The following is a 24133-nucleotide window of genomic DNA, read 5'->3' on the forward strand; positions in this document are numbered from 1 at the left end:
ATGCACGGACTGCACGCGCGCCTTCCAAAAACCTTCAATCTCGAAGAACGCCTTGAGCGCTATGGAGACGTTATCGAGAAGAACCCCGAAGCTTTGCACGGTCACTGGGCAGAAGCATGTGCCGGAATAGGCTCAGCTCCCTTCTCACACGTATGCGTTGACTTGGGTTGTGGAAAGGGTTCATTTACCTGCGCCATGGCCAAGGCTCATCCGGAAACGCTGTATATTGCCATCGACACGGAACCTATCTGCATTGCCTATGCCGCAGGACGCATAAGCGAAGCAAACCTTTCCAATGCCGTCGTAGTCCCCGGCACCGGTATGAAGCTGGATGAGTACTTTGCCTTAGGTGAAATTACCACTCTCTACATTAATTTTCCTACGCCGTTTCCGCGTAAGCGCCAAGCACATCTGCGCGTCACCAACGCTGAACGCTTCATGCAATATAGGAATGTTTTAACGAATACCGGTACAATACGGCTTAAAACTGATAGCCAGCCACTTTACGATTTCTCCTGTGAACAGGCAGTTGCCGCCGGCTATGAGTTTTTGTGGAAAACACGCGATGCCCATATGGATTTTCCCAATGATATTGCATCCGAGTATGAAGAGCGCTTAGGTGCCCAAGGAGCAAAAGTCCTAGGGTTTTGCATAACCCCCGGCCAAGCTCCCAAGCACTTCTCGCCCATTGAGCCCGGAAGCCTTGTTGACTACCTGCCAAAAGACCTTGAGTCTTTAACGTATTTGCCGCATGGGATGGAAAGCACCATCAAAAACATGATTAATCGCAAGAATAAGAAGGGTCACCATCACTGGAAAAACGTGCCGCAATCGTAGGAAGGCGGTTGAGTCCTACACACCTGAGCTTTGCAACAATTGGACCTTACAAATGCCGTCTTTCAAGATTTCTTGACGCCACCTGAGCGCAGCTTACTTGATACGAAGCGCTCTTGAAGCATTCAGCACCGCAAGGATAAGCACGCCCGTATCACCAAACACTGCCAACCACATTGGCGCATAACCACACGCCGCAAGAGCCAAAATGGCCACTTTTACACCAATGGCAAAGATGATATTTTGTCGAGCAATCGCGAGTGTCTTTCGAGCAAGTCTGATAGCCGTTGCAACTTTTCCGAGTGAATCATCCATAAGGACCACATCAGCTGCCTCAATGGCCGCATCAGATCCAAGAACTCCCATTGCAATACCCACATCAGCTCTTGCGAGCACAGGCGCATCATTTATGCCATCGCCAACAAATGCCAGCGTAGCGCCTGCGGGATTCTCGGAAAGGAACTGCTCAACGGCAGAAACCTTATCCTGCGGCAACAACTCAAAGCGGTATTCATCAATACCAAGGCGAGATGCCATATCTGCCGCTACCTCTTCTCTGTCTCCCGTGAGCATAACCACGCGAGAAACGCCTGCCTGCTTGATGGCAGAAACGGAAGCTTGAGCGTCTGGTTTTTCACGATCCGAAATAACGATGTGGCCCATGTATTCGCCGTCAACGGCAACATGAATAACCGTGCCTACATCATGGTGCCGACACTCACGCGTGATTGCGCCCATTTCTTTCATAAAGAGAGCGCTTCCTACCGCCACCGTCTTTCCGTTAACTTGCGCCGTCACACCTCTGCCCGCAACCTCAGTTGCCTCAGAGACTTTGCAGTTATCATCTTCATTCGGATAGGCAGCCCTGAGAGCTGCGGCTATGGGGTGCGTTGAGTGGCGCTCCACATGAGCCGCAAGATGCAAAAGGCTCTTCTCGCCAATAGATTCCGGGTGCACTGCCATGACTTCAAAGACGCCTTCGGTGAGCGTGCCTGTTTTATCAAATGCCACGATCCTAAGCGTAGACAGAGCATCAATATAATTTGATCCTTTGATGAGAATGCCCTGCTTGGAAGCCGCACCAATACCTCCAAAGAACGTCAGTGGTACCGAAACCACCAAAGCACAGGGACACGATACGATCAAAAACGTAAGCGCACGGACAAACCACGTTGCAAAGTTCTCGTAAAAGTTCCCCGTAAGAAGAGGCGGAAAAACCACCAGCGCAAGAGCACCAAACACTACGATGGGGGTGTACACATGGGCAAATCTTTTAATGAAGCTCTCGCTTCTGGATTTATTCTCATTGGCACTTTCAACAAGATTGATGATACGTGTTGCCGTAGATTCGCTAAACAAATGCGTCACACGCGCGCGCACCACGCCGGAAAGATTAACGCAGCCGGAAATGACGGAATCTCCCACGCCAACCGAGCGAGGAACGCTTTCACCCGTAAGAGCAACGGTATCTAAGCTGGTAAATCCCTCAGTAATTTCTGCATCTACGGGTACGCGATCCCCTGGCCTGATGATGATGTACTCGTCCAGCTCAAGTTCCGACGGATGAACCGTGCATTCTTTACCACTGCGGATAACTGTTGCAGTATCGGGGCGGATGTCCATCATCTTAGCAATCGAACGGCGACTCCTATCTTCGGCCATATCTTCAAACAGCTCGCCAACCTGGAAGAAAAGCATAACGAATACAGCCTCGGGAAACATCGGAGAGCCATTGGGGACAAAGCCGATAATAAGCGCGCCAATGGTAGCGATACTCATCAGAAGGTCTTCGCTAAAAACCTCTCCTTCCCTGATACTCTCGAACGCTTCAAGCACCACGTCATATCCGGCAACCAAATACGCCGGTAGATAGATCAAGAGTTGCTGCCAAAGTAGCTGTACACTCGAACTTACAAGGTGAGCTATGACTAACATACCTGCAGACGCAATAATTCGCCCGAGTTTAATCTTTGCTTCGCGTTCCATAACGTTCTCCTTATAGTGCAAGGTAGCCGACATAAAGCAGAAAATGCGAGTTCCTTACCAATCAGAGTGTAACACTTTTGGTGAACGTATGCACATATATTCATATTAAATTATAAAATTACTTTTGCGGAATCTTCGACCTCAAGAAAGCAGTCTCTACCGTTAACACAAAATGGCGAGAAGAACCTCTCAAGAAGTTCTTCTCGCCACAGAATTTGTGCCTATCACATAGTTATTTATGCGGTAAAACTACTCAATGCCAACCATGACATCGGTTGCCTTGATGACTGCAAGTGCGGGATCTCCCACCTTCAGACCAAGAGACTCGATCGCTTCATTGGTAATGGAGCCGGAAATAACATTGCCGTCAGCCATTTCAAGGGAGACATGACCGTTTACGGCACCTTCAGTTACTTTGACAATGGTACCGGCAAGCTGGTTGCGAGCGGAAATGTTGGTGATACGCTCTGTACCGGTGGCAAACATAACATTTGTTGCCTTGATGACGGCATATGCTGTCTTACCCTCGGTCAGACCGAGCTCTTTAATAGACTCGCGAGTAATGTTGGCTTTAATCTCCTCGTTGCCCAAAGAAATCGTAACAACGCCGTTAACGGCACCTTCAACGACCTTAACGATGGTACCTTTAAGCTGGTTACGTGCAGAAATACGCATTTTTATCCTTACGTCAAACGTTTGCAGACCGTATTACTATACCAAATGAAATTGGATACTATGCTACTTTGCCGCATAGTCAATCTGTTTGGCAATCCTTGCGCTGCGTGCGCTTTGCTCCGTATCCTCTGACTCTTCATATCCATCATAAGGTGCATTCGGATCATGCATACGCTTCTTAAAAGGTGCACAAAGCTCTGCTCTATGACGGAAAGCAAATTCCAAATTATCCGTCCAACCAGTATGACCGGTAATGATTTTTATGGGTTTATTTCTTCTTTTTAAGTTTTCTTCAAGCGCAGCCAGCGATTTTACTGAAAGCTTATTACTCTCTGCCAAAGTACTGATAAAGCTATAGCCGCCATCCGCGCCAAACCAGATCGTATCGCCCGTAAACAGATATTGGTCGTCAATCAGATAGACCATATGTCCCCATGTATGGCCGGGCACTAAAATACATTCGATTTTAATCCCGTCAATATCAATAATCTGTCCGTCCGTTAGAAGAACACGTCTGTTGTCTATCTTCACCATAGGTAGCTTATAAAGTCCATAGATTACTTTTCGTCTTATCTCACCGGTCAGATAGCGGTTTTCTTCCTCACTGAGATATATAGTTGCATCTCTAAACAAAAGCTCACTGTCCTGTTCCAGTGCACCGACATGGTCTGTGTCTTGATGTGTAATCAAAATATGCCGAATCGATGACGGATCAATATCCAGCCACCCCATCTTTTCACCCAGTCGCTCATAGTTGTATCCGGCATCAACCATGATTGTTTTGCCATTTTTCGTATAGAAGAAAATATTCGCGACCCATTCCCTCACGCAGGCAACATGCTCATCAATCCATCCCGTATTCAGAGGTTTAAAGATCTCTTTACCGCGAAACATGCGACTCATGAATTTCTTTTGATTTTCTGAATCCTTTCTTGCCATTTGTAAACCTCCTTCGCAGTAATATGCAGATCCCCACCAAATTACTACAACCAGCACTCACCCGATGTGGTAACCAGAAAACACCCAATCCTTGCAGACAACTGTATGGCACGCATTGACATAGCTAACCAAAATGTCTACGGTTTAGTTTACAATAAGTTAGATATGGTAAACACTATTGAGAGAACTTCTCACTTGAGAACATCCCTCGCAATGGAAAAGGAGATCCCATGGCTGATAACGCTCCGGTTCAAGCCACCGGTACACGCAGTAAAAAGCTGAACACGAAAGATCTTATTTACGCCGGTGCGTTTTGTGCGCTCTACATCATTGTGATGCTCATTGTTGTCATGGGTTCCGGCATGATCCTTCCCATCCTGTACTTCATAGCACCCCTCACTGTCGGTACGGTAGCCGGCACGGTATATATGCTTTATGTCATGAAGATCCGCAAGTTTGGTGCCGCGCTCATCTTGGGCATCCTTTTTCTTTTGGCAACCGGGCATTTGACATGGTATTCGCTGACAGTGGTTATCGGTGCTTCACTTCTTGCCGAACTCATCATTTACCTTGGTAAATATACCTCAAAGAAAATGTATATGCTCTCTTATGTATTCTTTAATCTCACCATGGCAGCACCGTTCTTGAGCTTCGTCTTCAATCTTCAAGACTCTCTTGAAATAACAAAAAGTTATTACGGAGAAGCCCGCGCTCAGGTATATGCAACTCTCTTTGGATCCGGTTTCTTTGTCTTTACCGTAGCACTCGCTCTCGCCGGCGGAATCATCGGTGCCCTTATCGCAAGTAGACTTGTGAAAAAGCACTTTGCCAAGGCCGGGATCATTTAAGTGGATTTTGAACTTTATGGAGACGACTCAGGGGCGCTCATTCGATTTGACCCGCGTACCAAATTGCTGGTCTTTTTTGTCAGCTGTCTCCTGAGTCTCTCCGTACACAGCACCCTTCCCATACTGACGCTCTGTACGTTACAGTGTGCCATGCTCGCTCTGAACGGCAAACGATTCTTGGCAGCTAAATGCCTTGCAAGCTTGCTTGTTGTTCTGTTTATCCGTCACTGCATCGAAACATCAGAACGACAAGCTGCGGAAGCGGTAACTTCGCTGTGTATGGGACTTATCTCACTCTTCATATTCTTTTTTCCCATCTTCATCTCATTTATCCTGCTTGTGCGCACCACACGGGTGAGCCAGTTCCTTTCGGCTTTTCAGGCCATGCATCTTCCCATGACCATCGTTATTCCTTTGGCCGTCATGTTCCGTTTTATTCCGACCGTACAAGACGAATGGAACGGCGTTCGCAAAGCAATGGCATTCCGCGGCATTTCCATGACCCCGGGAGCCATTCTTCGCCACCCATTCCAAACCATCGAATACATTCTCGTTCCACTGCTCTTCTCTTCCGTCGGCGTTATGGAAGAGCTGGCAGCAGCTTCACTGGCCCGTGGAATGGACAGTGAACAAGCGCGCACCTCATTTGAAGAAGTGAAGCTTCGCGGTGCGGACTTCATCGCGATTACCTTTTTCCTTGCTGCCGCCACCGTGATGCTTTACTTCAGGACGATGAGATTGGCAGTCCTATGATTCGTTTCGAAGACGCAAGCTTTCACTATGACGCTGAAAACGGCACCGGCGATGGTGTTGATCACATTGATCTTGAAATAGCTGACGGAATGTTCACCGTACTTGTCGGTGAATCCGGCTGCGGTAAGACAACCCTTACACGACTGATAAACGGCTTGGCTCCTAATTTTTATGAGGGAGAAATGGAGGGTGTCGTCTATGTGGACGACCTCTGCACCACCACTGCGGCGCTTCACGACACGGCCGCGCACATCGGTAGTGTCTTCCAAAATCCCAAAAGCCAGTTTTTTAACGTAGACACCACCGGCGAGCTGGTATTTGGTTGCGAGAATCAAGCACTACCGCGTGAAGAGATACGCCGCAGACTCAATAAAACCTGCGCCGACATGCAGCTTGACGCGCTTATGAACCGCAATATCTTTGAGCTTTCCGGTGGCGAGAAGCAGCAGATCGCCTGTGGTTCAGTCTATGCATCCGAGCCTCGCGTATACGTCATGGACGAGCCGTCATCTAATCTTGACAAGAAAGCGATACGCCGTCTGCACGACATCTTGGCAAAGATGAAAAAAGAGGGTAAGACCATTGTTTTGTCTGAGCATCGTCTTCACTACCTTATGGATCTCGCCGATCAGTTCGTCTACGTCAAGGACGGCCATATAGAGAAGATCTTCTCGTCCCAAGAGATGCGTTCGCTTAATGATATGCAGCTGTCAGAACTGGGCCTGCGCTGTACCGACTTACGCAATCTAAACAAAGACAAACCTGAAGGATGCCAAACCATCGATGCACCGACTCCTGGCACTCCAACGGAACAATATCCGACACTTGAAGCGGTCGATCTTACCTGTAGTCGAGGCAACTCGCGTATCCTTGACGTAGATCGTATTGCATTTCCACGGCATAGCGTTATTGCCGTCATAGGGGACAACGGATGTGGCAAGAGTACTTTGGCCGAATCGCTGTGCGGCATCATTCCCTCCGACGGTTCGGTGGCATTTGCCGGCGCTTTCAAAACCGCACGGGAGCGCTCCAAGAAAAGCTTCATGGTAATGCAGGACGTCAATCGTCAACTATTTGCAGAGGATGTAGCTGAAGAAGTCAGTCTGAATGCCTCGGTCTCGGAAGAAGAGATTGACCACATTCTTGCTGGTCTGGGACTCCTGGAATACAAAGGCCGCCACCCCGCATCGCTTTCAGGCGGACAAAAGCAACGCGTAGCCATTGCTTCAGCACTCTGTGCCGGTAAGGAGATCTTATTTTACGATGAGCCTACGAGCGGCCTTGACCGTCGAGGCATGGAGCGTTTTGGCTCTCTCCTTCAGAGCATGCGCAACGAAGTGCAGTGCTCAATCATCATCACGCACGATCCTGAGCTGATCATGCAGTGCTGTACTCATATACTGCATGTACGTGACGGACGTGCCGTAGCGTTTTATCCGCTTGACAACGAAGGAATTGTGCGTGTACGGGCTTACTTCCTTTCACCAAGTGATACAAACAGCAGCAAAAAACGGGATCGTTCCGGAGCGATCGGCAAGATTTTGCGCTATGCAGGAGAACACAAAACGACTATCGCTGTGGCAGTGCTCCTGATGATCATCGGGGCAATAGCCAGCATCACACCGTACCTGTTCATTTACGATCTTATTAGCTCGGCACTTGTCGGTAAAAACGTCACGTTTCTGTCTGCCGTTCCCGCCGTTATCGCAGTAGCCCTCTGCGAACTCGTGCATGCCGTAAGCTATACGGCAGGCCTGGTGCTTTCCCACAAAGCCGCCTTCGAAACGTTGGAAAACCTGAAAAAGTTCCTGCAAGAACGCTTGGAAACACAACCCGTTGGCTCTGTCAAAGACTTGGGCACGGGAGCAATAAAGAAACTGTTTACCGACGATATCGAGTCAATCGAGCTGTTACTGGCACATATGATCCCCGAGGGCATATCCAATCTTGCCGTTATCGCCGTTGTGCTTTTGACCATTGTTGCCCTTGATTGGCAAATGGCACTGTGCACTATCATCGTATTGATACTCGGAGTCATCGTATCTCAACAAATGTACAGCATAGGCATTGATAAGATGGGCAGTTATTTTGCCGCAACCAAACGCCTAAATAACACGATCATCGAATATGTAAACGGCATGGAGGTCGTACGCATATTTAATCGACAAAAGGATTCCGGTGAGAAGTTCGAGCATGCCGTAGCGAGCTACCGAGACCAAGCACTGGGCTGGTACAAGATTTGCTGGCCTTGGATGGCACTGTACAGCAGCCTGTTTTCAAACATCATGTTGTATTCGTTACCATTTGGAATCTTGTCAGTACTTCTCGGCCAGATAACCGTCCCTCAGTGTGTGCTGGTACTCTGCTTGAGCTTTGGTATAGGGCCACTGCTTTTACACTGCATGACATTCATCGGCGCTATTCCCCAGGTGAACTTCAAGATTCAAGCGCTTGAAAAAGCGCTTGACCAGACGCCACTCCAAACCGGAAACGAAAGTTTTTCAGGCAACGGACATACCGTGATATTTGAAGATGTCCGTTTTTCCTACCATGATAACGAAGTTCTCAAAGGCATCTCGTTTACCGCTTCGGAAGGACATATGACAGCCCTTGTGGGAGAAAGTGGAAGCGGTAAAAGCACGATTGCGCGTCTCTTAGTTTACCACTACGACCCCACAAGTGGAAGCATTTCCATTGGAGGCCAACATATCGATGATATGGAATTGCAATCCTTGAACGACCAAATATCCTACGTATCCCAGGATCTTTTCCTTTTTGACAGAAGCATTCTGGAAAATATTCGCGTTGGCCGTCCAAGTGCAACCGATATGGAAGTATATGAAGCTGCCAAGCGGGCGCAGTGTGATGAATTTATCAAAGATCTTGAGAACGGCTACGAAACCAATGTGGGCACTGCAGGCAATCGCCTGTCAGGCGGTCAGCGTCAGCGCATATCATTTGCACGCGCAATTCTAAAGGATGCACCTATCGTCGTACTTGACGAGGCTACGGCCTTTGTTGATCCCGAAAATGAACAAAAGATGAACCGTGCCATTCATGAGATTATTGACGGCAAAACGGTCATTGTCATTGCCCATAAGCTCCGCTCCATCGCAGGTGCCGACAAGATCATCATGCTACAGCAAGGTCGGATCCTTGCCGAAGGGACACAAGACGAGCTTATTGCATCTTGTCCTGAATATCATGCTTTGTGGGACGCCTCCGAGAAACTATCCGGTTGGACGCTTAAAGATAAAGCGCTTGAAGGCAGTCGCAAGGAGGCTCCATGCTAGGTCTTGTTCATCGCATCCTTCGCTTCTCAGGCTCCTATGCGCGACACATCAGGCTTGCCTACCTCTTTACATTTCTACGGGCTTTCTGCATCAATATGCCACTTATGCTGGCTGTTTATGCGCTGAATCTCTTGCTTGCCGATGAGACTACACCTTTGACTTGCTGCCTGTTAGCAGCAGGTATGGTGGTGCTTTTGGTAGCACAATCCGTCTTTCAATACCTTACCGACCGTCTGCAATCGGGCACAGGCTACGAAATCTTTGCCGATAAGCGTGCAGAACTCGGGAGACATCTGCGTCGCCTTCCCATGGGGTTTTTCACCGCCGGCAACATCGGACGTATCAGTTCCATCCTCTCGGCTGACATGGTCTATATCGAAGAACAGAGCATGTCGATAGTTGCAAACGTTGTCAGCGACGTGTTTGCCCAGACGATCCTTACAGGCTTCCTTTTTATCATGAGCCCTCTTATCGGGGCAGTTGTACTGGCGGTTGAACTTCTCGCCATTTTGATAGCTCAGCCCATGCTTGCCCAAGCTCGGCGTAATTCGGATATCCGGCAGCAGACGATTGAACAGCTAACCGACGCTGTACTTGAATATACGGAAGGCCTTGCGGTTGTCAAAAGCTACAATCTGACTGGAAAAAGTGCTCATGACCTGCGTAATAGCTTCACAACCATGAAAGATGCCAGCTTTCGCTTTGCCTGCGAACAATCTCCCTATGAAGCCGCACTCATGGCGATATATGGGCTGGGATCCGCAGCGGTACTTGCCTTGAGCGTCTGGCAATTTGAACAGGGCGCTATGGCGCTTGGTACCTTCATCGGCATCGTACTGTTTTTATTTCAACTCTTTGGTCCGCTGAAAGATCTCTATCAGCAGAGCACTCGCCTCACCATCATGGAAAGCGCTCTTGACCGCATAGAAAAACTGTTTGCCCAAAAAGAGCTGGACGATAACGGTCAAACAATCCTTCCAGCTTCAAAGGACATTTCTCTCGCTTCAGATACGACTCCAGAGAGCACCTCACCTGTTTTAGGTACAGTTCAACACGAGATCGAATTTTCGCATGTCTCGTTTTCCTACGGCGAGAAAAACGTTCTCAATGATATCTGTCTGACAGCTGACCGTGGACAGATGGTAGCTTTAGTCGGACAATCCGGCAGCGGCAAGACCACGTTAACGAATCTGCTTGCACGTTTTTGGGATGTTTCCAAAGGGAGCGTGCTCATACGCGGAATTGATGTGCGACAGATTCCTTTGTCGTCACTTATGGAACAGATCAGCATGGTATTTCAAAACGTTTATCTGTTCCAAGATACTGCATATAACAACATCGCCATGGGCAAGCCCGGCGCCACACGCAAAGAAGTGTATGAAGCGGCCAAAAAAGCATGCTGCTACGATTTCATCATGCAGATGCCCTATGGTTTTGACACCATGATCGGCGAAGGCGGCGCCACCCTTTCGGGTGGAGAAGCTCAGCGTATCTCTATTGCCCGAGCAATCCTCAAAGATGCTCCCATTATCATACTTGATGAAGCAACAGCTAGCATCGATGCCGATAACGAGCGTCATATTCAACAGGCTATGACGGAGCTGTGCCGCAACAAAACAACCTTGGTAATTGCTCACAAACTGCCTACTATTCGGAACGCCGATAAGATCGCAGTGATTGGAGAGGGAACCATACTTGAATGCGGGTCACACGCCGAATTACTGGCGCAAGGAGGCATTTATCGGCGCATGATAGAAGCAAGCGAGAAAGCCGGTGGATGGAACACACCCTTTCAGCAGCCTCTAATGCGACCTTTGCCCCAAGAAGGATCAACACAAGGAGACCCACGATGAGCAAGACTTCCCAGAAAATGCTTGGTTTATGTGCGATCATCGTAAGCGTCTTTTTGCTGATAGGTGGTCTTTATCTGCCCTCCGATTTTATAGCAGAGCCACTGCAGGGCATACTGACTTTCGCAGGCGTCGTTCTTTTAATCGGCGGAAACGTAATCATGGTCGTTGCACATAGTGGGAGCTAGGCAACACGTGCGCATGTCGTAATGGTATGTCGTAACGACACATTTTATGCTGTTGTTGAGATCTTTGCTGTTGTTGAAACGCCGCTACGCCAGCCTCGGCTTAGGTTTACTTGACGCAGACAAGTCTCCAGCGGATGCTTACGTGGCGTATTTTCGGTAGATATAAGCTGGCTTACACAGACCTGTGATGCAGTTTTGCCGAGCTGTGAGGTACTTTTTTGTGGCGAGAAGAGCGATTTTCTCGCTATATGTACATCACAGCCCCAGCTTTTGAAGCAGAAAGGTGCATCACAGGTCGCAAGAAGTACATCACAGCTTTTAGGACCTACCTCACAGGTCGGCAGGCCGGCTAACCAATCAGCCAGTAGATCGGCCAAGCTTATTGACTTTTCGATCGTAGGTGAGAAGACCGTTCACTTCTTCTTCAACGTCGGAAAGCTGCGTGTAGATATAGCCGGAAAGTCCTTCTTCCTGCAAAGCTTCCGCCTTTGCAAGTTCTTGCTTAACCGCAGCGCACCAATCGTTGGCAGTGGCAAAATTACCATAGCCGTACGCATGGTCAAGCGATGTATGCTCCGGCACCATCTGCGCCAGCCCGCCAAACTCTGAGATTATGACGGCACGTTGTTCTACACCTTCTCTACGGCGATTCGCCTGCGCCTTACATATATCACGCCAACCCGCACAAAGCGGACGAAAGTAATTATGAATGCTGATAAAGTCCCCACAACCTTGATCATACCAACCGCTTGTGGCGTCGATTGGCCGCATTGCGTCAAGCTTGCGAACGGCTTTCACCGCTATTTGCGCGTCGAACTGGCCCCAGCCTTCGTTAAAGAGCGTCCAAAACCCAACTGATGGATGTCCGTCGAGAAGTTCGACCATGCTTCGGCACGTCTCAATCCATTCTCGCTTGTAATTCTCGTCACTTGCCGCCAACGCTCTGTGATGGCGGGGTGTCGTGTCTTGAAAATGACGCCACGTAAAACTGAAGAGCGTCGGTTTTTGACTGGTATGCCAAGAACTGTAGGCATCTCCGCCCGAAACGCAATCCTGCCACACCAGCATACCGAGCCGGTCGCAATGATAATACCAGCGTTCACTTTCAATTTTGATATGTTTGCGCAGCGTATTGAAGCCAGCCGCGCGCATAGTCTCTATGTCATATATCAGCGCTTCATCGGATGGCGCCGTCATAAGACCGTCAGGCCAATACCCCTGGTCAAGTACTCCACGCACAAAGAAAGGAGCCCCGTTCAGATGGACTCTGGCGATTCCCTCGGCATCAGGCGCCACTTCGACCGTGCGAAACGCGCAGTAGCTCTGCACAACGTCTACCACCGCATCTCCCGACCGCAGCATCGCCGTCACTGCGTACAGATACGGGTCTTCAGGCGACCAAAGGCGCGGAGAATTCACGTGTAACTCAGCACAAGTCTCCCCTGTCTTCCCCACCGGTAGTGTGGCGTGCAATACTTCCTGTTTCTGAGCATCCAAAACCGTCACTTCAAGCGCAAGAGAATTCGTAAGCGAATCGGTGCGCAGCTCGTTTCCTAACCCAAAGGCATCTCTCAGCCCAAAGGTACTTCTCGCCCGTACTTGAAGGATTCCGTGCATATCGCCCTTCAGGGTCAGCGACTCAAGATGCGTCTCCGGAACCACCTCACACCAAACGCTCTGCCAAATGCCGCTCTGCGCGGTATACCAAATATCGCCACGCGAGAGCGTTTGCTTGCCGCGCAGCTGTACTCCAGCATCGCTGGGGTCATAGACGCAAACGGCTATCTCCGTTTTCTTTGACATGCCGAGAAAATCGGTGATGTCGAAAGAAAACGGTAAGTAACCCCCTGTATGTGTTCCGGCAAGCTGTCCGTTGACAAAGCATGCGCACATCCAGTCAACCGCTTCAAAATGCAAAATAAATCTCTGTTGCAACGACAATTCCGGCAATTCAACCAAACGTCGATACCAGAGGAGTTCATTGGGATGCAAAGTACGGTTAACACCGGAAAGAGACGCTTCGGGCGAGAAGGGCGCGGTGATCTTGCCGTCCCACCGCAAAGGTATTCGCGCCTGCATAAGAGCTTCCCTAAGGACCTTCGTGTCGGACATTCCGCTCAAGGGAACGATCGCATAGTCCCACATACCGTTCAGCGACAAAACGTTATCCCGCCGCATGCGCGGACGCGGATGCTCGGAAAGAACGTCCGAGGGATCAGACTCTTCTCCCCATACGGTCGTGAGAGAATTGAGATTTTCAGCTTTGTGCTTCTGCGGCGCGCTGGCAAGAACCCGTCGGATATCTAGCATCAGACCTCCGCTTCTTTTACGGCAACGATCTCTTGAGCTCTTTTGAGCTCTCTTGGGCTCTTCGTAGTGTACCAGCAGTATACTGACAACGAAGCTGATACGGATACTTCTCTGAAAATATATACCAAAGAAGGCAGAGTATATGGATGTGAAGAAACCATCATGAATATCACTAAAGCAAAGACATCAGACGTAAAGAATATCATGACATTTTATGACTCACTGATAACCACCATGAGTCAGGATCCTTATCGCCCAAAATGGATACAGGGAGTGTATCCCTCACTTGATGATATCAAGCGATACTGCGGCAACGAAGAATGCTACCTTGCTGTCAGGGAAGAGAAAATCATTGGATCCGTGATGATAGTGCATGACAGCGACGAAAATCATACACAGATCGCATGGAACGTTTCTGCCCCTAAAAATGAAATAACAACGTTGCATTTACTTGCTGTCGATCCAAAACTCCAAGGCAGAAGCATTGGTTTTAAGCTCATGAAATTTGCAGAAAACCTTTGCCGAGACAGAGGCGACAAGGTTATCCGACTTGATGCGCTTCCGGAAAACGTTCCCGGAAATAAGCTCTATCGAAAATGCGGCTATCATCTTGTTTCAAAGGAAACTCGTTTTTACGAAAGTGCAGGCTATATTGACTTCAACCTCTATGAACTTGCCTTATAGCGCTGCCTATCTTGACAATATTGCCTAGAGCTGCCAGAAATGCGCCAAGTATGGCTTATATTGCCATACTTACTGCAAGTTTGGCATATATTAACCATACTTGCTGCAAGTTTGGCAACTCGTGCCCAACTTGGCGCATTTTTGGCAGTGCTATTATGACGACTCTAACTTGGCGTCATTTTGGCAGCACTATCTTGCCAGCACTAAAGCAATCAAAGAGTTCCAGGTATCTCGCACAAAAATCAAAACCACCCGCATGACAGGTAGCTTTATATTTCGTGCGTTGCTCCTGCTCAACAGGCTAGAGCCTTGAAAAAAGACGGGAACGCATTTCTGCATTCCCGTCTTCCCCTGTAATTCTGCTAACTGAAAAACTACATCAGCTCAGATAGGCCATATTCACTTTTCTACGCACGCTTACGCAGAGCAATACCGGCAGCAATGCTCCCGATGGAAGCAACGGTAAAACCAGCTACCGTTGAGATGACCGCCGGATCGGACATATCAGGAATGACGCTCTTCTTGCCCGACTTAACCTTCTTCCCGGTCTTCCCGGCCTTTCCAGTCTCGTTCTGCTGCTGGTTGTTGCCTTGGCTGCCACCCTGGCTACCGTTTTGGCTACCACCCTGATTGTTGCCCTGCCCACCGGGCTGAACGGCAGCTTTCGTCACTTTAAGCGTTCCTGCAACATAGGTAAAGTCATAATCACCTGCAGCGCCTCCTGTTGGGGTCAGCTCGTGATCACCAACGCTCACGTCAGGGGCAGTAAGGGTTGGCGCAGTATACCGATAGGCTGTGTCGGCAGTCTCACCGTTCACAAATCCGGTAACGGTAAGCTTGAGTTTGGGAGCCTCTCCCTCTTCGACGGTCTCGCCCTCATACGTAGCGGTCAAGTGAGCCTTGCGAATGGTCCAACTGCCCGTCTTGGTGCTGGTCGTACCATCCTCCCATGTGTAGTTAACAGGGTCGATAAGATCCATCACAGCCTCATAGGTACCGGCGTGAGTTGCAGCGATAGTTCCGTTGATAGCCACATTAAGGTGAACAGAGATATCGTAGCCGTTGTGCTCCTGCCCGTCGTAGTCGTAGTTTGTAGCCTTAGGAACGGCAACGGTGCCCTTCTCGACATCCATCATCATGGGAATCGTAAAGTCATAGGAGGCACCATTTTTGATGGTCGCACGAACGACGTGATTCTTCTGAGCAGTCGTTGGTGTACCGGAAATGGTAGCCGTGCTCTTACGTGCCGCGGCATCATTTTCCATCGGGCTCAACGTTAAACCGTCCGGCAGGTTTGCCATCGTAAACGTATCGTAACCCTTGGAAGCAGCCGCCCACGGAATGGTAACGGACTCGTTGTAAGCCGCACCAACCTTGGCGGGAGAAATCTTGTTTGAAGGCAAAGTAATCCCGGCGGAATTGTCGGAATTCTGGAATCTCGTGTTTTCAATGTTGAGAACACCGTCATCGGTAGTGGTAAGGTCCTGCTGGACAACAGTTGAGTTCTTGACAGTCGAGGTACCTTTGTTATCAAGGCCTTTGTAGAAGGTAACGTTGTCAAAAGTTACGTTCGCGCCCGCCTCAACGCTCACTTCGCCTTCGAAGATCATGTTCGATACCGTTCCATTAAAACCGGCGGGAAATACCACACGCGTTCCCTTTGCAACGTAACTGCTGTAGGGTTGAACGCGTGTACCATTACCCAAATAGCTACTAGAATAAGTGCTGGTAACATTGGTAACGGTGGTAGGAAACACAAAATCCGTCGTGGTCGATGAACTGCCACCGACAGTCACTCTGGACGTGGTGAACTTCCATGTAGATGCCGCATCCATTGCAGGCTTGTTGTTCTTGTAGATTGACTGGAGGCTGCTAGATCCATAGCCCGACAACCAGTCACTAATTTCAAACGAACCATCTGCCAGTGCTTTTGTAGCAAATGGCGAGAAGAACAAGCAGCAGATAGCAACTGCCACCGCAACGGCAAGACGAGCGTGCAGCCCCCTCTGTACGCACTTTTTATGCATATATTCACTCCTAACCTTAGTTACCCGTTCGTAGGCCATATGCTTTGAACAGGACTTTTGCATTTTTATTCCTTTTTTGAGCTGTAGTATCTTATCAAATAAGTTAGCTTAGGGAAACTAAAAGAAGGTACTTTTTGGAAGAAATGTTCAAACCGTTATTTTTGTTAAAAGAATGATGTCAGAATATCCCAACGGATCGGATATATTCTCATTTTCCTTGCAGTATTTCTGTCTCATGATATGATGTGTACAACGTACAACATTAGGAGAATCCATGCCTGATGCAATGGTTACCGCGCGAATGAGCGCACAGAAAAAAGAAACTGGAGCCAAGCTGTTAAAAAGCTTGGGTATATCCGCCTCTGAAGCAATCAACCAACTGTATGATTACATAATCAAGACCGAGCGGCTCCCCTTTGATTTGCCAGAAGACAGCACCTTAACTACAGAAGAAAGACTTGCTCAGGCAGTCAAACGTATCAACGATATTCCCAAGGTGTCAGTAAGCAAAGAATTCTCCGTGCTGAGTGATAACGAGATTCGTCTCGCACGGCTTCATAAAAAAGGACTTAGCCATACCAAAGATGGCAATCAGGAGTACCTATGATGCGCGTCCTTGTTGATACCAATGTGCTTATCGACTTTCTTGCTCAACGAGCTCCTTTCTTTGATGAAGCTCGCAAGCTACTCGTATTTGCGGCAATGGGAGACTACGAACTCTGGGCAAGCGCCTCGCAAATAAGCGATATTTTTTATGTTTTAAGTGAGGGTGGGAAAGCTTCTAAGACAGACGCAGCAAAAGCCGCTCTTATAAGTCTTCGAGGCATAATTAAAATTTGCGCTCCAGGAGGAGAAGAGACAGATAAAGCCCTTGAGTCAACATGGAGCGATTTTGAAGATGCCCTGCTCTATCAAGCAGCAATGAGCCTGGGAGCTCGCTGCATTATTACCAGAAATACTCAAGACTTTACCCTGAGTTCACTTCCCGTATATACCTGTCAGCAATTCTTTACTTGGATGGAACAGAAGCACCATCTTGCATATAAAGAGCTCACCTTTTAATACGACTCCATTACCGTCCTATGACGAGGGAATCGTCTTGACCATAAAGACAAAATAGACAAGGTGAAACACCCATACGCACAAGAGTACCGCACAGCCAACTACGATGCCTCTTAGTCCCATCAAAATAAAGCCGATGCTCATGAGTAAGGTAACCGTAACCATGATGCGAACCTTGGCCTTTTTGGTCATGCCGCGACCTGCCGTATAATCAGCAAGATTATCCTGATACAGCTTTGTGCCGGTAAACCACGTATTCAGTCTCTCGGAACTTCTTGCAAAGCAAAAGGCCGCAAGAAGCAAAAAGGGAACGGAGGGTAAAAATGGGGTAACGGCTCCCACTGTGCCAAGTCCCACGCTGATGCACCCGATAACGATGTACAGAATTTTCTTGATACTCATACGTTTTGTCCTTCGCTACACAAGTCGCTTCTTTTCCCTTTTTGATTCGATTACATGACGGATTGCTTTAATTGGATGATAAAAAAGCATCCGTGGACCGGAAAATCTCATAACCGTTTTGATTCTTTCTCGCATCTCAGGTGTATAACAATGCACTCTGCAATTTGAACAAAAGGTCTTTGTCGCTATAACGGGACATCGATCAGTCTGCTGACGAACATAGCGGTCAAGCTCGGCACATTCGGCACACAAGGAAGAGTTTCCACGATAACTCTTCCAAAAGTTGCCGTGCTTTTTATGACAGTAAAGCGAGATCATGAGCGAAACGACTCTCTTCTCTCGATCTCGTTTCGCGACCGCACGACTGTTGGCCACCTTCGCAGGTGATCGATTTGACCTTGAACGCCCTGCAAGCGCCTTCCCGCTGGATTTACTCATCACACACATCAGCTGGTTCTCCCGTGTTCAACGGAATAAACCTCATCCGCAATCCCCATGGTCGACGCACGGTGCGAAACCAGCACAACGGTTTTACCCGACCTTTCTTCATGGAGCGCCTTCAGAATCACGGCCTCATTAAGACTGTCGAGATTACTGGTTGGCTCGTCGAGCAGCACAAATGGTGCATTATGGAGAAACGCGCGTGCAAGTCCCAAACGCTGACGTTCACCACCGGAAAGCGTATCTCCCAGCTCACCTACGGGCATATCATAGCCGGCCGGCAATGATATGATGAAGTCATGGACGGACGCTTTCTTGCAAGCGGCAATGATTTCATCGTCGGTGGCATCAAGCTTGGCAAGCCTCACATTATTACGGATTGAATCGTGAAACAGATAGGTCTCCTGCGTCACAAAGCTTTCCATGTCGCGTAGATTGGAAGTATTAATCTCATTGACACTTGTACTGGAAATTTGAATACGTCCCTCTTGAACCTCCCAGAATCGCATAAAAAGTTTAAGCAGTGTGGATTTCCCGCTTCCGCTTTTTCCTACAATGCCGACAATCTTATTGGAGGGTACTTCAACGGAGAAACCGTCAAGAATTGTCTCTTTGCCGTAAGCAAACGTGACCCGCTCTGCCGCAGCACCTCTAAACTCCACCGAAGTCTTACCTTCAATCTCTTCCACAACGGGCTCTTCATCAAGAATGGCAAGTACACGGTTACCGGCTGCGAGGGTACTTTGCAAGGTGGCCCCCAGCGCTGCCAGCGCCACAACGGGACCAAAAGAACTCATCAGAGCCAGAGTAGCTATGAGGCATTCATCAAAACTGCATAGAGACGCCGACAACGCAAGCATCCCAAGGTCAAACAAAAGGATGATGCTGTTTGTCACCGCAGTGTTACGCCCGGCTATTCGCTTCATCCGTTCCTGGTCGTTGGCAAGCGCGTCGGTCATACGATTCATCTCTGACAAGCGAGTGTCGCCCTGCCCGTATTGAATGGTTTCGGAAAGCCCACGCAAGCTATCAAACACAAACGACGAGAGCTCCCCTGATTTACGGCGAAGTTTCAGACCTTCATTACCACTGAGCCGTGCCGTCGCCAACGGAATAACTACTCCTACCGTTATATATGCAACGGCTGACAAGACTCCAAGTGCAACATGGAACGAACCGATAAACACCACCATAATGCAGCTGAACACACAAGCAATACAGATCGGCGAAATGGTGTGGGCGTAAAACACCTCAAGGAGTTCAATGTCTGAAGTAATGACACTAATCAGATTGCCCTTATCTTTACCCTCAAGCTTTGCAGGACAGAGTCTTCTGAGAGCGCTAAACACCTTATCGCGGATAAGTGCGAGCAGCTTAAAGGCAATAAAATGGTTACACATCTGCTCTGCATATCGTAAAAATCCGCGAGCTGCCGAAAAAATACCCAAGCAGATAAAAATCCCCGTCAGAGAAAGATGTGCCCCAAACGGCAGTGTTATCTCCTGCTGCAGGGCGACTAAAACCGCATAACCTCCAAATATCGTAATAAAAGCGGCAAACAAATGGCCGACGACACCCATACATATTGCCAGCACCATATAACCCATAAGCGGTTTGACAAGACCAATGAGCGATGCCATCACCACAAAACCACTCCTACTCTCTTGCTTTGTATCCTGTTTCATGCGGCATCACCCCCTTGCGCATAACACTCAAGTTCTTGCTGGGCACTCCAGAGTCTTGCATAGGATCCACTCTTAGCGAGAAGCTCCGCATGGGTTCCCTTTTCAACAATGCTCCCTCGATCAAGGACGTAGATCTTATCCGCATCCGTAACGTTTGCAAGTCGGTGGGAAATGAGGATGACCGTCTTTTTTGCTGCCAGCGCATGAATCTGATCCATGATGTCATTCTCGCTTTCAACGTCAATATTTGACGTCGCTTCATCAAAGATGTAAATGGAGCTGTCATGCAGGAGAGCCCTTGCAAGTGCCAGCCGCTGACGCTGCCCGCCGGAGAGATTAGAAGCCGACTCGTCAAGTTTTGTGTCAAGACCCTTCTCGCTTTGTAAAAACCCTGCGAGATTAACTTGTTCAAGGGCACACCAAAGGTCTTCATCCTGGGCACTCGGACGTGCCATCAGGAGGTTGTCACGAACGCTACCTTTAAAGAGATAGCTCTGATGACTGACATACGTAATGTTTTTCATAAGGCTGGCTTCGGAAATTTCAGTTAAAGGCATAGTGCCGAAAAGTACTAACCCCTCATAACCTTTATTACGCCCCATAAGGATGGAGGCAATGGTAGATTTTCCACAACCTGACTCGCCAACCAACGCCGTAAAACTTCCTTTTGGAAAAGACAGATTAATGCCATGGAGAATCTCACGCTCTGGCTTATAGGAAAAATGAATGGCTCTGCACGTAATCGTAGCATCCGCGGGAACTTCGCCTGATTTTTCTTCCGTCTCAGGAAGCTCAAGCAAGCGAAATATCTTGTCAGCTGCTGCCATGCCATTCATGGCAATATGGAAAAAACTACCTAACATGCGCATAGGCAAAAAGAAATCGGCCGCCAAAAGGATTATCAATAAGCTGCCCGCCAAATCAACGGCGTTTGCCCGAAATTGTGTCACGGCAAAAACGACGCCAAGAGCTGCACCCCCATAGGCAATCAGATCCATTACGGTAATGGAATTTAGCTGCATGGTCAGCACTTTCATGGTAATGCGCCTAAACTCTTCGGCCTGTTCATTCATTTCTTTGTGCTTGAACTCGTCGGCCTGATAAATCTTGGCAGTTGTCAGACCTTGCAGATTTTCCAAAAACGTATCGCCAAGAGCGGTATAACGACCCCAATATTTTGCCAGTAATTTCTTTGCAAAGCGCTGCACCGCCACAATGGTAAGCGGAATGAGCGGTACACAGACAAGCAAAACTACCGCCGACGGCAAATTTACAAAGCTCAGCGCCACAAACAGTGTCAGTGGAGCTAGCATGGCGTAAAAGAATTGCGGAAGATACTGACCAAAATACGTTTCAAGTTGATCGACACCCTCAACGGCAACTTGGACGACTTCGCTGGTCTGAACCTGCTCGTTATAGGAGCTACCCAACCTGAGCAGCTTACCGTAAATCTTCTCACGAAGAATCTTTTTGACCGATTTTGAACTGAGATATGCCATGCGACTTGACAGGGTGCTGCAGAAAAAACGTACCACAACAGCCCCAGCCGCTATGGCAACGACAGAGATTATCTGGTTTTGGCTGACCGTCTTTTCATAGAGGCCTTGCAGCAGATGGGCTATCTCCCACATCATGACGATGTTTGCCAAAAGGGAAATCCACTGTAAGGCAACATGAACGGCAATGTACTTTTTACTTTCGCCAACCATGGCGATAAGTTGCTTATTAAACATCTGAACAAGACTTTCGAGAAGAGTTTACGAATTCTAACTCTTCCATTGTACGTATCGCCGCTAAAAATGCTACTTTGAATCAGAGGATAACTCCCCGACCTCTTTAATGTTTATTATTCTCTTTACAATCCCAGATTGCAGACAAGTGCATCGATTTTCAGTCTTTCTCAGACTCCTCTTGAGCACGTACAATACCCTGGTAGAACTTTACGGCACCACGAACTTCTTCCGCATTGGGATGGCCCTTTCTCATCCCACCTATCAACTTCAAAGGACCAAAGGTGTCAAATCCGATGCATCCGTACTCGCCAAGAATTTCTGCATGCGTTTCTTCTGCTATCTTTCGAATGTCATTCGTATGTGCTGCGCTTACCCTTCCACAGGTATAAATAAAAAACACCTTTTTATTTTTGGGAAGATTCTTCTCCGCATATTGAAGCACCAATTTGTGCATCTTTCCGTAATAAATCCCTGATGCAAAACCTATTGCATCATATCCTGACAAGTCATCTATTTCCGGATGTGTTGCATCAATCAAAGTGACTTTATCTTCTTGTGCTATTGCATCAAGCAGCTTTTTTGTATTTTCATGGTGTTTGGAGTAATACACTATCGCAGTCTTCATGCTCTTCTCCCCACTTGTAAACAATACATCTTTACTTTCGAATTGATTATAAGAGACATGCTCGTCATATATCCAATTACTCTGTTCTTAAAGCAAAGATTTCTAGAAAGTTTGAGGATATTAAATTCCCTACATCAGACATACTGGTTAGCATCTATAATCTATTGCCCGAAGGTAGTTTTGAAGGGTATGGTTAATGACGTCTGGCTCTATACAACACACATTTACAAGCACAACAAACCTCACTTCCAGATCTGCTCATCTGATGGGTGCAACCATTACCATTTCAATCTCACATGGAGAAGCCGACCGACTTTTGGACGATGTCTTTTTACTTCTGCATCTCTATGAAAAGCGCTTTAGTGCCAATGATGAAACATCAGAGCTCATGCAGGTCAACAAAGCGGCTGGGAAAAATCCTGTCTCCGTTCATCCTGATTTGTTTGAGCTCATTAAATTGGGTAAGAAACATAGCCTTGCATCGCAAAGCCATCTCAATATAGCCATTGGTCCTTTGGTCAAAGCTTGGAGAATAGGATTTTTTGACGCGCGGGTTCCTAGCCCAGAAGAAATTGAACAAGCCCTTTTGTTAACAGATCCATCCTGCATTGAATTAGATTCCAAAACTTCCAGTGTTTATCTTACAAAAACAGGGATGTCTCTTGACTTAGGGGCACTTGCAAAGGGTTATATTGCAGATAGAATTGCCGAATTCTTGCACGGAGAAGAAGTTACTTCCGCTCTCATCAATCTTGGCGGCAATATTTTGACAATCGGCATCAACGAACAAACACATCGTCCATGGCGAATCGGTATACAGCACCCACGCTTACCTCGAGGAACCAATGTGGCCGTCTTGCCGATCAAAAATCAGTCCGTTGTCACGTCTGGAATATATGAAAGAAAGCTGCAGGCAAACGGTAAAACCTATCATCATATCCTTGATCGAGATACGGGCTATCCTATCGATACCCAACTCACCAGCCTCACCGTTGTATCAAATCAATCTATCGATGGGGAAATTTGGACGACGCGTCTTTTTGGCGAGAGTCCTCAATCCATCCTCGAACAAGTTGAAAAAGAAACAGGTATCGATGCGCTCATTGTTACGGAAAATAATCACATTCATTACTCATCCGGCCTCATTCCGGAATTTCTCTTCTAGGTCTAGAAAGGATCTTGCTATGCTCAACCTCATCGGCATTGTTGGTACAAACTCAAAAGAGTCAACTAACCGCTTACTTCTCAAATACATGCAAAAGCACTTTGCAGATAAAGCGAATATTGAGCTTATTGAGGTAGATAATATTCCGCTTTTTAATAAACCAGCTGACATGCAAGTTCCCGAAGTCATCACTGAAATTGCGCAGAAAATTGAAGCCGCAGACGGTGTCATTATCGCAACCCCTGAATATGACCATTCTATCCCCGCTGCTCTTATGAACATCTTGGCATGGCTTTCCTATGGTATTTATCCCATGGTCAATAAGCCCGTTATGATTGTCGGTGCTTCCCACGGCGCACTTGGCTCTTCCCGAGCACAACTACACTTGCGCCAAATCCTGGATGCACCAGAACTTAAGGCATCAGTTATGCCGGGCTCTGAATTTCTACTCCCTCGTTCGCTCCAGGCTTTTGATGAAAACGGCGATTTAAGAGATTTAACGACAGTAAAAAAATTGAATGTACTCTTTGATGACTTTCGTCTGTTTGTCAAAATTGCCGAAAAATTGTCCGCATCACAAGTGCTTCTCCATAAAGAAGCCGAGAACTTCAACTGGGAAAATCTATAGGAATT

General features: G+C 47.9%; 21 protein-coding genes. 11 read left to right on the plus strand and 10 right to left on the minus strand.

The genetic code is table 11. The features are described from left to right. Positions 1 to 837: a tRNA (guanine(46)-N(7))-methyltransferase TrmB gene (trmB, locus tag ATORI0001_RS05280; protein ID WP_003150097.1), complete on the plus strand. Its 837-nt coding sequence runs from the start codon at positions 1 to 3 to the stop codon at positions 835 to 837. 93 nt (positions 838 to 930) lie between these two features. On the opposite strand, the gene ATORI0001_RS05285 is transcribed toward trmB, so the two are convergent. The 3 genes from ATORI0001_RS05285 to ATORI0001_RS05295 form a co-directional block, all read right to left on the minus strand. Beyond that, positions 931 to 2820: a heavy metal translocating P-type ATPase gene (locus tag ATORI0001_RS05285; RefSeq protein WP_003149834.1), complete on the minus strand. Its 1890-nt coding sequence runs from the start codon at positions 2818 to 2820 to the stop codon at positions 931 to 933. A gap of 249 nt (positions 2821 to 3069) precedes the next feature. Continuing rightward, positions 3070 to 3495 carry a TOBE domain-containing protein gene (locus tag ATORI0001_RS05290; protein ID WP_003150099.1) on the minus strand — a complete coding sequence of 142 codons (426 nt, stop codon included), beginning with the start codon at positions 3493 to 3495 and terminating at the stop codon, positions 3070 to 3072. 63 nt (positions 3496 to 3558) lie between these two features. Next, complete coding sequence (locus ATORI0001_RS05295; RefSeq protein WP_003150031.1) at positions 3559 to 4434, minus strand: MBL fold metallo-hydrolase; 876 nt, start codon at positions 4432 to 4434, stop codon at positions 3559 to 3561. 230 nt (positions 4435 to 4664) lie between these two features. Here ATORI0001_RS05295 and ATORI0001_RS05300 point away from each other — a divergent pair, with 230 nt between their 5' ends. From ATORI0001_RS05300 to ATORI0001_RS05320, 5 genes are read left to right on the plus strand one after another with little or no spacing between them, the layout of a single operon-like run. Further along, positions 4665 to 5282, plus strand: coding sequence for an MptD family putative ECF transporter S component (locus ATORI0001_RS05300; protein ID WP_003149886.1), 618 nt, complete (start codon positions 4665 to 4667; stop codon positions 5280 to 5282). Then, on the plus strand, positions 5283 to 6035 hold the full coding sequence (locus ATORI0001_RS05305) for an energy-coupling factor transporter transmembrane component T family protein (protein WP_003149734.1): 753 nt from the start codon (positions 5283 to 5285) through the stop codon (positions 6033 to 6035). Continuing rightward, entirely contained in the window at positions 6032 to 9328 is a 3297-nt protein-coding gene (locus tag ATORI0001_RS05310; RefSeq protein WP_003149948.1) for an energy-coupling factor transporter ATPase, read from the plus strand. Before ATORI0001_RS05305 ends, ATORI0001_RS05310 begins: the two co-directional genes overlap by 4 nt. Then, on the plus strand, positions 9322 to 11181 hold the full coding sequence (locus ATORI0001_RS05315; protein ID WP_003149863.1) for an ABC transporter ATP-binding protein: 1860 nt from the start codon (positions 9322 to 9324) through the stop codon (positions 11179 to 11181). The genes ATORI0001_RS05310 and ATORI0001_RS05315 overlap by 7 nt, the downstream gene beginning before the upstream one ends. Next, a complete protein-coding gene (locus ATORI0001_RS05320) occupies positions 11178 to 11366 on the plus strand; it encodes a hypothetical protein (protein ID WP_003149971.1) in 189 nt (62 codons plus the stop codon). The genes ATORI0001_RS05315 and ATORI0001_RS05320 overlap by 4 nt, the downstream gene beginning before the upstream one ends. A gap of 357 nt (positions 11367 to 11723) precedes the next feature. Here the strand turns inward: ATORI0001_RS05320 and ATORI0001_RS05325 are convergent, their stop codons facing one another. Beyond that, positions 11724 to 13676, minus strand: a complete 1953-nt coding sequence (locus ATORI0001_RS05325; RefSeq protein ID WP_003149841.1) for a glycoside hydrolase family 2 protein — start codon at positions 13674 to 13676, stop codon at positions 11724 to 11726. 162 nt (positions 13677 to 13838) lie between these two features. Here ATORI0001_RS05325 and ATORI0001_RS05330 point away from each other — a divergent pair, with 162 nt between their 5' ends. Further along, entirely contained in the window at positions 13839 to 14360 is a 522-nt protein-coding gene (locus tag ATORI0001_RS05330) for a GNAT family N-acetyltransferase (RefSeq protein ID WP_040324591.1), read from the plus strand. Positions 14361 to 14767: 407 nt separating this feature from the next. Here the strand turns inward: ATORI0001_RS05330 and ATORI0001_RS05335 are convergent, their stop codons facing one another. Beyond that, positions 14768 to 16387, minus strand: coding sequence for an MBG domain-containing protein (locus ATORI0001_RS05335; protein WP_003149909.1), 1620 nt, complete (start codon positions 16385 to 16387; stop codon positions 14768 to 14770). 274 nt (positions 16388 to 16661) lie between these two features. Between ATORI0001_RS05335 and ATORI0001_RS05340 the strand changes: the two genes are divergently transcribed. Continuing rightward, positions 16662 to 16994 (plus strand): type II toxin-antitoxin system RelB/DinJ family antitoxin, encoded by a 333-nt coding sequence (locus ATORI0001_RS05340; RefSeq protein ID WP_003150032.1) that lies wholly within the window; start codon positions 16662 to 16664, stop codon positions 16992 to 16994. Beyond that, entirely contained in the window at positions 16991 to 17449 is a 459-nt protein-coding gene (locus ATORI0001_RS05345; RefSeq protein WP_003149973.1) for a type II toxin-antitoxin system VapC family toxin, read from the plus strand. The genes ATORI0001_RS05340 and ATORI0001_RS05345 overlap by 4 nt, the downstream gene beginning before the upstream one ends. Positions 17450 to 17467: 18 nt before the next feature. On the opposite strand, the gene ATORI0001_RS05350 is transcribed toward ATORI0001_RS05345, so the two are convergent. The 5 genes from ATORI0001_RS05350 to ATORI0001_RS05365 form a co-directional block, all read right to left on the minus strand. Continuing rightward, the gene (locus tag ATORI0001_RS05350) at positions 17468 to 17851 is read right to left on the minus strand and encodes a YbaN family protein (protein ID WP_003150049.1); all 384 of its coding nucleotides are present in this window, start codon (positions 17849 to 17851) and stop codon (positions 17468 to 17470) included. Between the two features lie 15 nt (positions 17852 to 17866). Continuing rightward, complete coding sequence (locus ATORI0001_RS07775) at positions 17867 to 18298, minus strand: nitrous oxide-stimulated promoter family protein (RefSeq protein ID WP_338043054.1); 432 nt, start codon at positions 18296 to 18298, stop codon at positions 17867 to 17869. Next, the gene (locus ATORI0001_RS05355; RefSeq protein WP_003149855.1) at positions 18298 to 19977 is read right to left on the minus strand and encodes an amino acid ABC transporter ATP-binding/permease protein; all 1680 of its coding nucleotides are present in this window, start codon (positions 19975 to 19977) and stop codon (positions 18298 to 18300) included. Before ATORI0001_RS05355 ends, ATORI0001_RS07775 begins: the two co-directional genes overlap by 1 nt. Then, a complete protein-coding gene (locus ATORI0001_RS05360; protein WP_003149852.1) occupies positions 19974 to 21710 on the minus strand; it encodes an ABC transporter ATP-binding protein/permease in 1737 nt (578 codons plus the stop codon). Before ATORI0001_RS05360 ends, ATORI0001_RS05355 begins: the two co-directional genes overlap by 4 nt. Positions 21711 to 21867: 157 nt before the next feature. Continuing rightward, on the minus strand, positions 21868 to 22335 hold the full coding sequence (locus ATORI0001_RS05365; RefSeq protein ID WP_003149931.1) for a flavodoxin family protein: 468 nt from the start codon (positions 22333 to 22335) through the stop codon (positions 21868 to 21870). A gap of 265 nt (positions 22336 to 22600) precedes the next feature. Between ATORI0001_RS05365 and ATORI0001_RS05370 the strand changes: the two genes are divergently transcribed. Both ATORI0001_RS05370 and ATORI0001_RS05375 read left to right on the plus strand, forming a co-directional pair. Next, positions 22601 to 23500 (plus strand): FAD:protein FMN transferase, encoded by a 900-nt coding sequence (locus ATORI0001_RS05370; RefSeq protein WP_040324621.1) that lies wholly within the window; start codon positions 22601 to 22603, stop codon positions 23498 to 23500. A 19-nt stretch (positions 23501 to 23519) separates the two neighbouring features. Beyond that, the gene (locus ATORI0001_RS05375; RefSeq protein ID WP_003149975.1) at positions 23520 to 24128 is read left to right on the plus strand and encodes an NADPH-dependent FMN reductase; all 609 of its coding nucleotides are present in this window, start codon (positions 23520 to 23522) and stop codon (positions 24126 to 24128) included. Positions 24129 to 24133 lie beyond the last annotated feature (5 nt).

Origin of the sequence: Lancefieldella rimae ATCC 49626 (assembly GCF_000174015.1) — a bacterium.
GTDB classification, from domain to species: Bacteria; Actinomycetota; Coriobacteriia; order Coriobacteriales; family Atopobiaceae; genus Lancefieldella; species Lancefieldella rimae.

Bases quoted from the DNA above. Each gene is read 5' to 3' on its own strand.
- ATORI0001_RS05370 (WP_040324621.1), top strand. From the start codon at position 22,601: ATGGGTGCAACCATTACCATTTCAATCTCACATGGAGAAGCCGACCGA.
- ATORI0001_RS05375 (WP_003149975.1), top strand. From the start codon at position 23,520: ATGCTCAACCTCATCGGCATTGTTGGTACAAACTCAAAAGAGTCAACT.
- ATORI0001_RS05295 (WP_003150031.1), bottom strand. From the start codon at position 4,434: ATGGCAAGAAAGGATTCAGAAAATCAAAAGAAATTCATGAGTCGCATG.
- ATORI0001_RS05310 (WP_003149948.1), top strand. From the start codon at position 6,032: ATGATTCGTTTCGAAGACGCAAGCTTTCACTATGACGCTGAAAACGGC.
- ATORI0001_RS05355 (WP_003149855.1), bottom strand. From the start codon at position 19,977: ATGAAACAGGATACAAAGCAAGAGAGTAGGAGTGGTTTTGTGGTGATG.
- ATORI0001_RS05320 (WP_003149971.1), top strand. From the start codon at position 11,178: ATGAGCAAGACTTCCCAGAAAATGCTTGGTTTATGTGCGATCATCGTA.
- ATORI0001_RS05330 (WP_040324591.1), top strand. From the start codon at position 13,839: ATGAATATCACTAAAGCAAAGACATCAGACGTAAAGAATATCATGACA.
- trmB (WP_003150097.1), top strand. From the start codon at position 1: ATGCACGGACTGCACGCGCGCCTTCCAAAAACCTTCAATCTCGAAGAA.
- ATORI0001_RS05360 (WP_003149852.1), bottom strand. From the start codon at position 21,710: ATGTTTAATAAGCAACTTATCGCCATGGTTGGCGAAAGTAAAAAGTAC.
- ATORI0001_RS05345 (WP_003149973.1), top strand. From the start codon at position 16,991: ATGATGCGCGTCCTTGTTGATACCAATGTGCTTATCGACTTTCTTGCT.
- ATORI0001_RS05300 (WP_003149886.1), top strand. From the start codon at position 4,665: ATGGCTGATAACGCTCCGGTTCAAGCCACCGGTACACGCAGTAAAAAG.
- ATORI0001_RS05285 (WP_003149834.1), bottom strand. From the start codon at position 2,820: ATGGAACGCGAAGCAAAGATTAAACTCGGGCGAATTATTGCGTCTGCA.
- ATORI0001_RS05365 (WP_003149931.1), bottom strand. From the start codon at position 22,335: ATGAAGACTGCGATAGTGTATTACTCCAAACACCATGAAAATACAAAA.
- ATORI0001_RS05290 (WP_003150099.1), bottom strand. From the start codon at position 3,495: ATGCGTATTTCTGCACGTAACCAGCTTAAAGGTACCATCGTTAAGGTC.
- ATORI0001_RS05340 (WP_003150032.1), top strand. From the start codon at position 16,662: ATGCCTGATGCAATGGTTACCGCGCGAATGAGCGCACAGAAAAAAGAA.
- ATORI0001_RS05315 (WP_003149863.1), top strand. From the start codon at position 9,322: ATGCTAGGTCTTGTTCATCGCATCCTTCGCTTCTCAGGCTCCTATGCG.
- ATORI0001_RS07775 (WP_338043054.1), bottom strand. From the start codon at position 18,298: ATGTGTGTGATGAGTAAATCCAGCGGGAAGGCGCTTGCAGGGCGTTCA.
- ATORI0001_RS05350 (WP_003150049.1), bottom strand. From the start codon at position 17,851: ATGAGTATCAAGAAAATTCTGTACATCGTTATCGGGTGCATCAGCGTG.
- ATORI0001_RS05335 (WP_003149909.1), bottom strand. From the start codon at position 16,387: ATGCATAAAAAGTGCGTACAGAGGGGGCTGCACGCTCGTCTTGCCGTT.
- ATORI0001_RS05325 (WP_003149841.1), bottom strand. From the start codon at position 13,676: ATGCTAGATATCCGACGGGTTCTTGCCAGCGCGCCGCAGAAGCACAAA.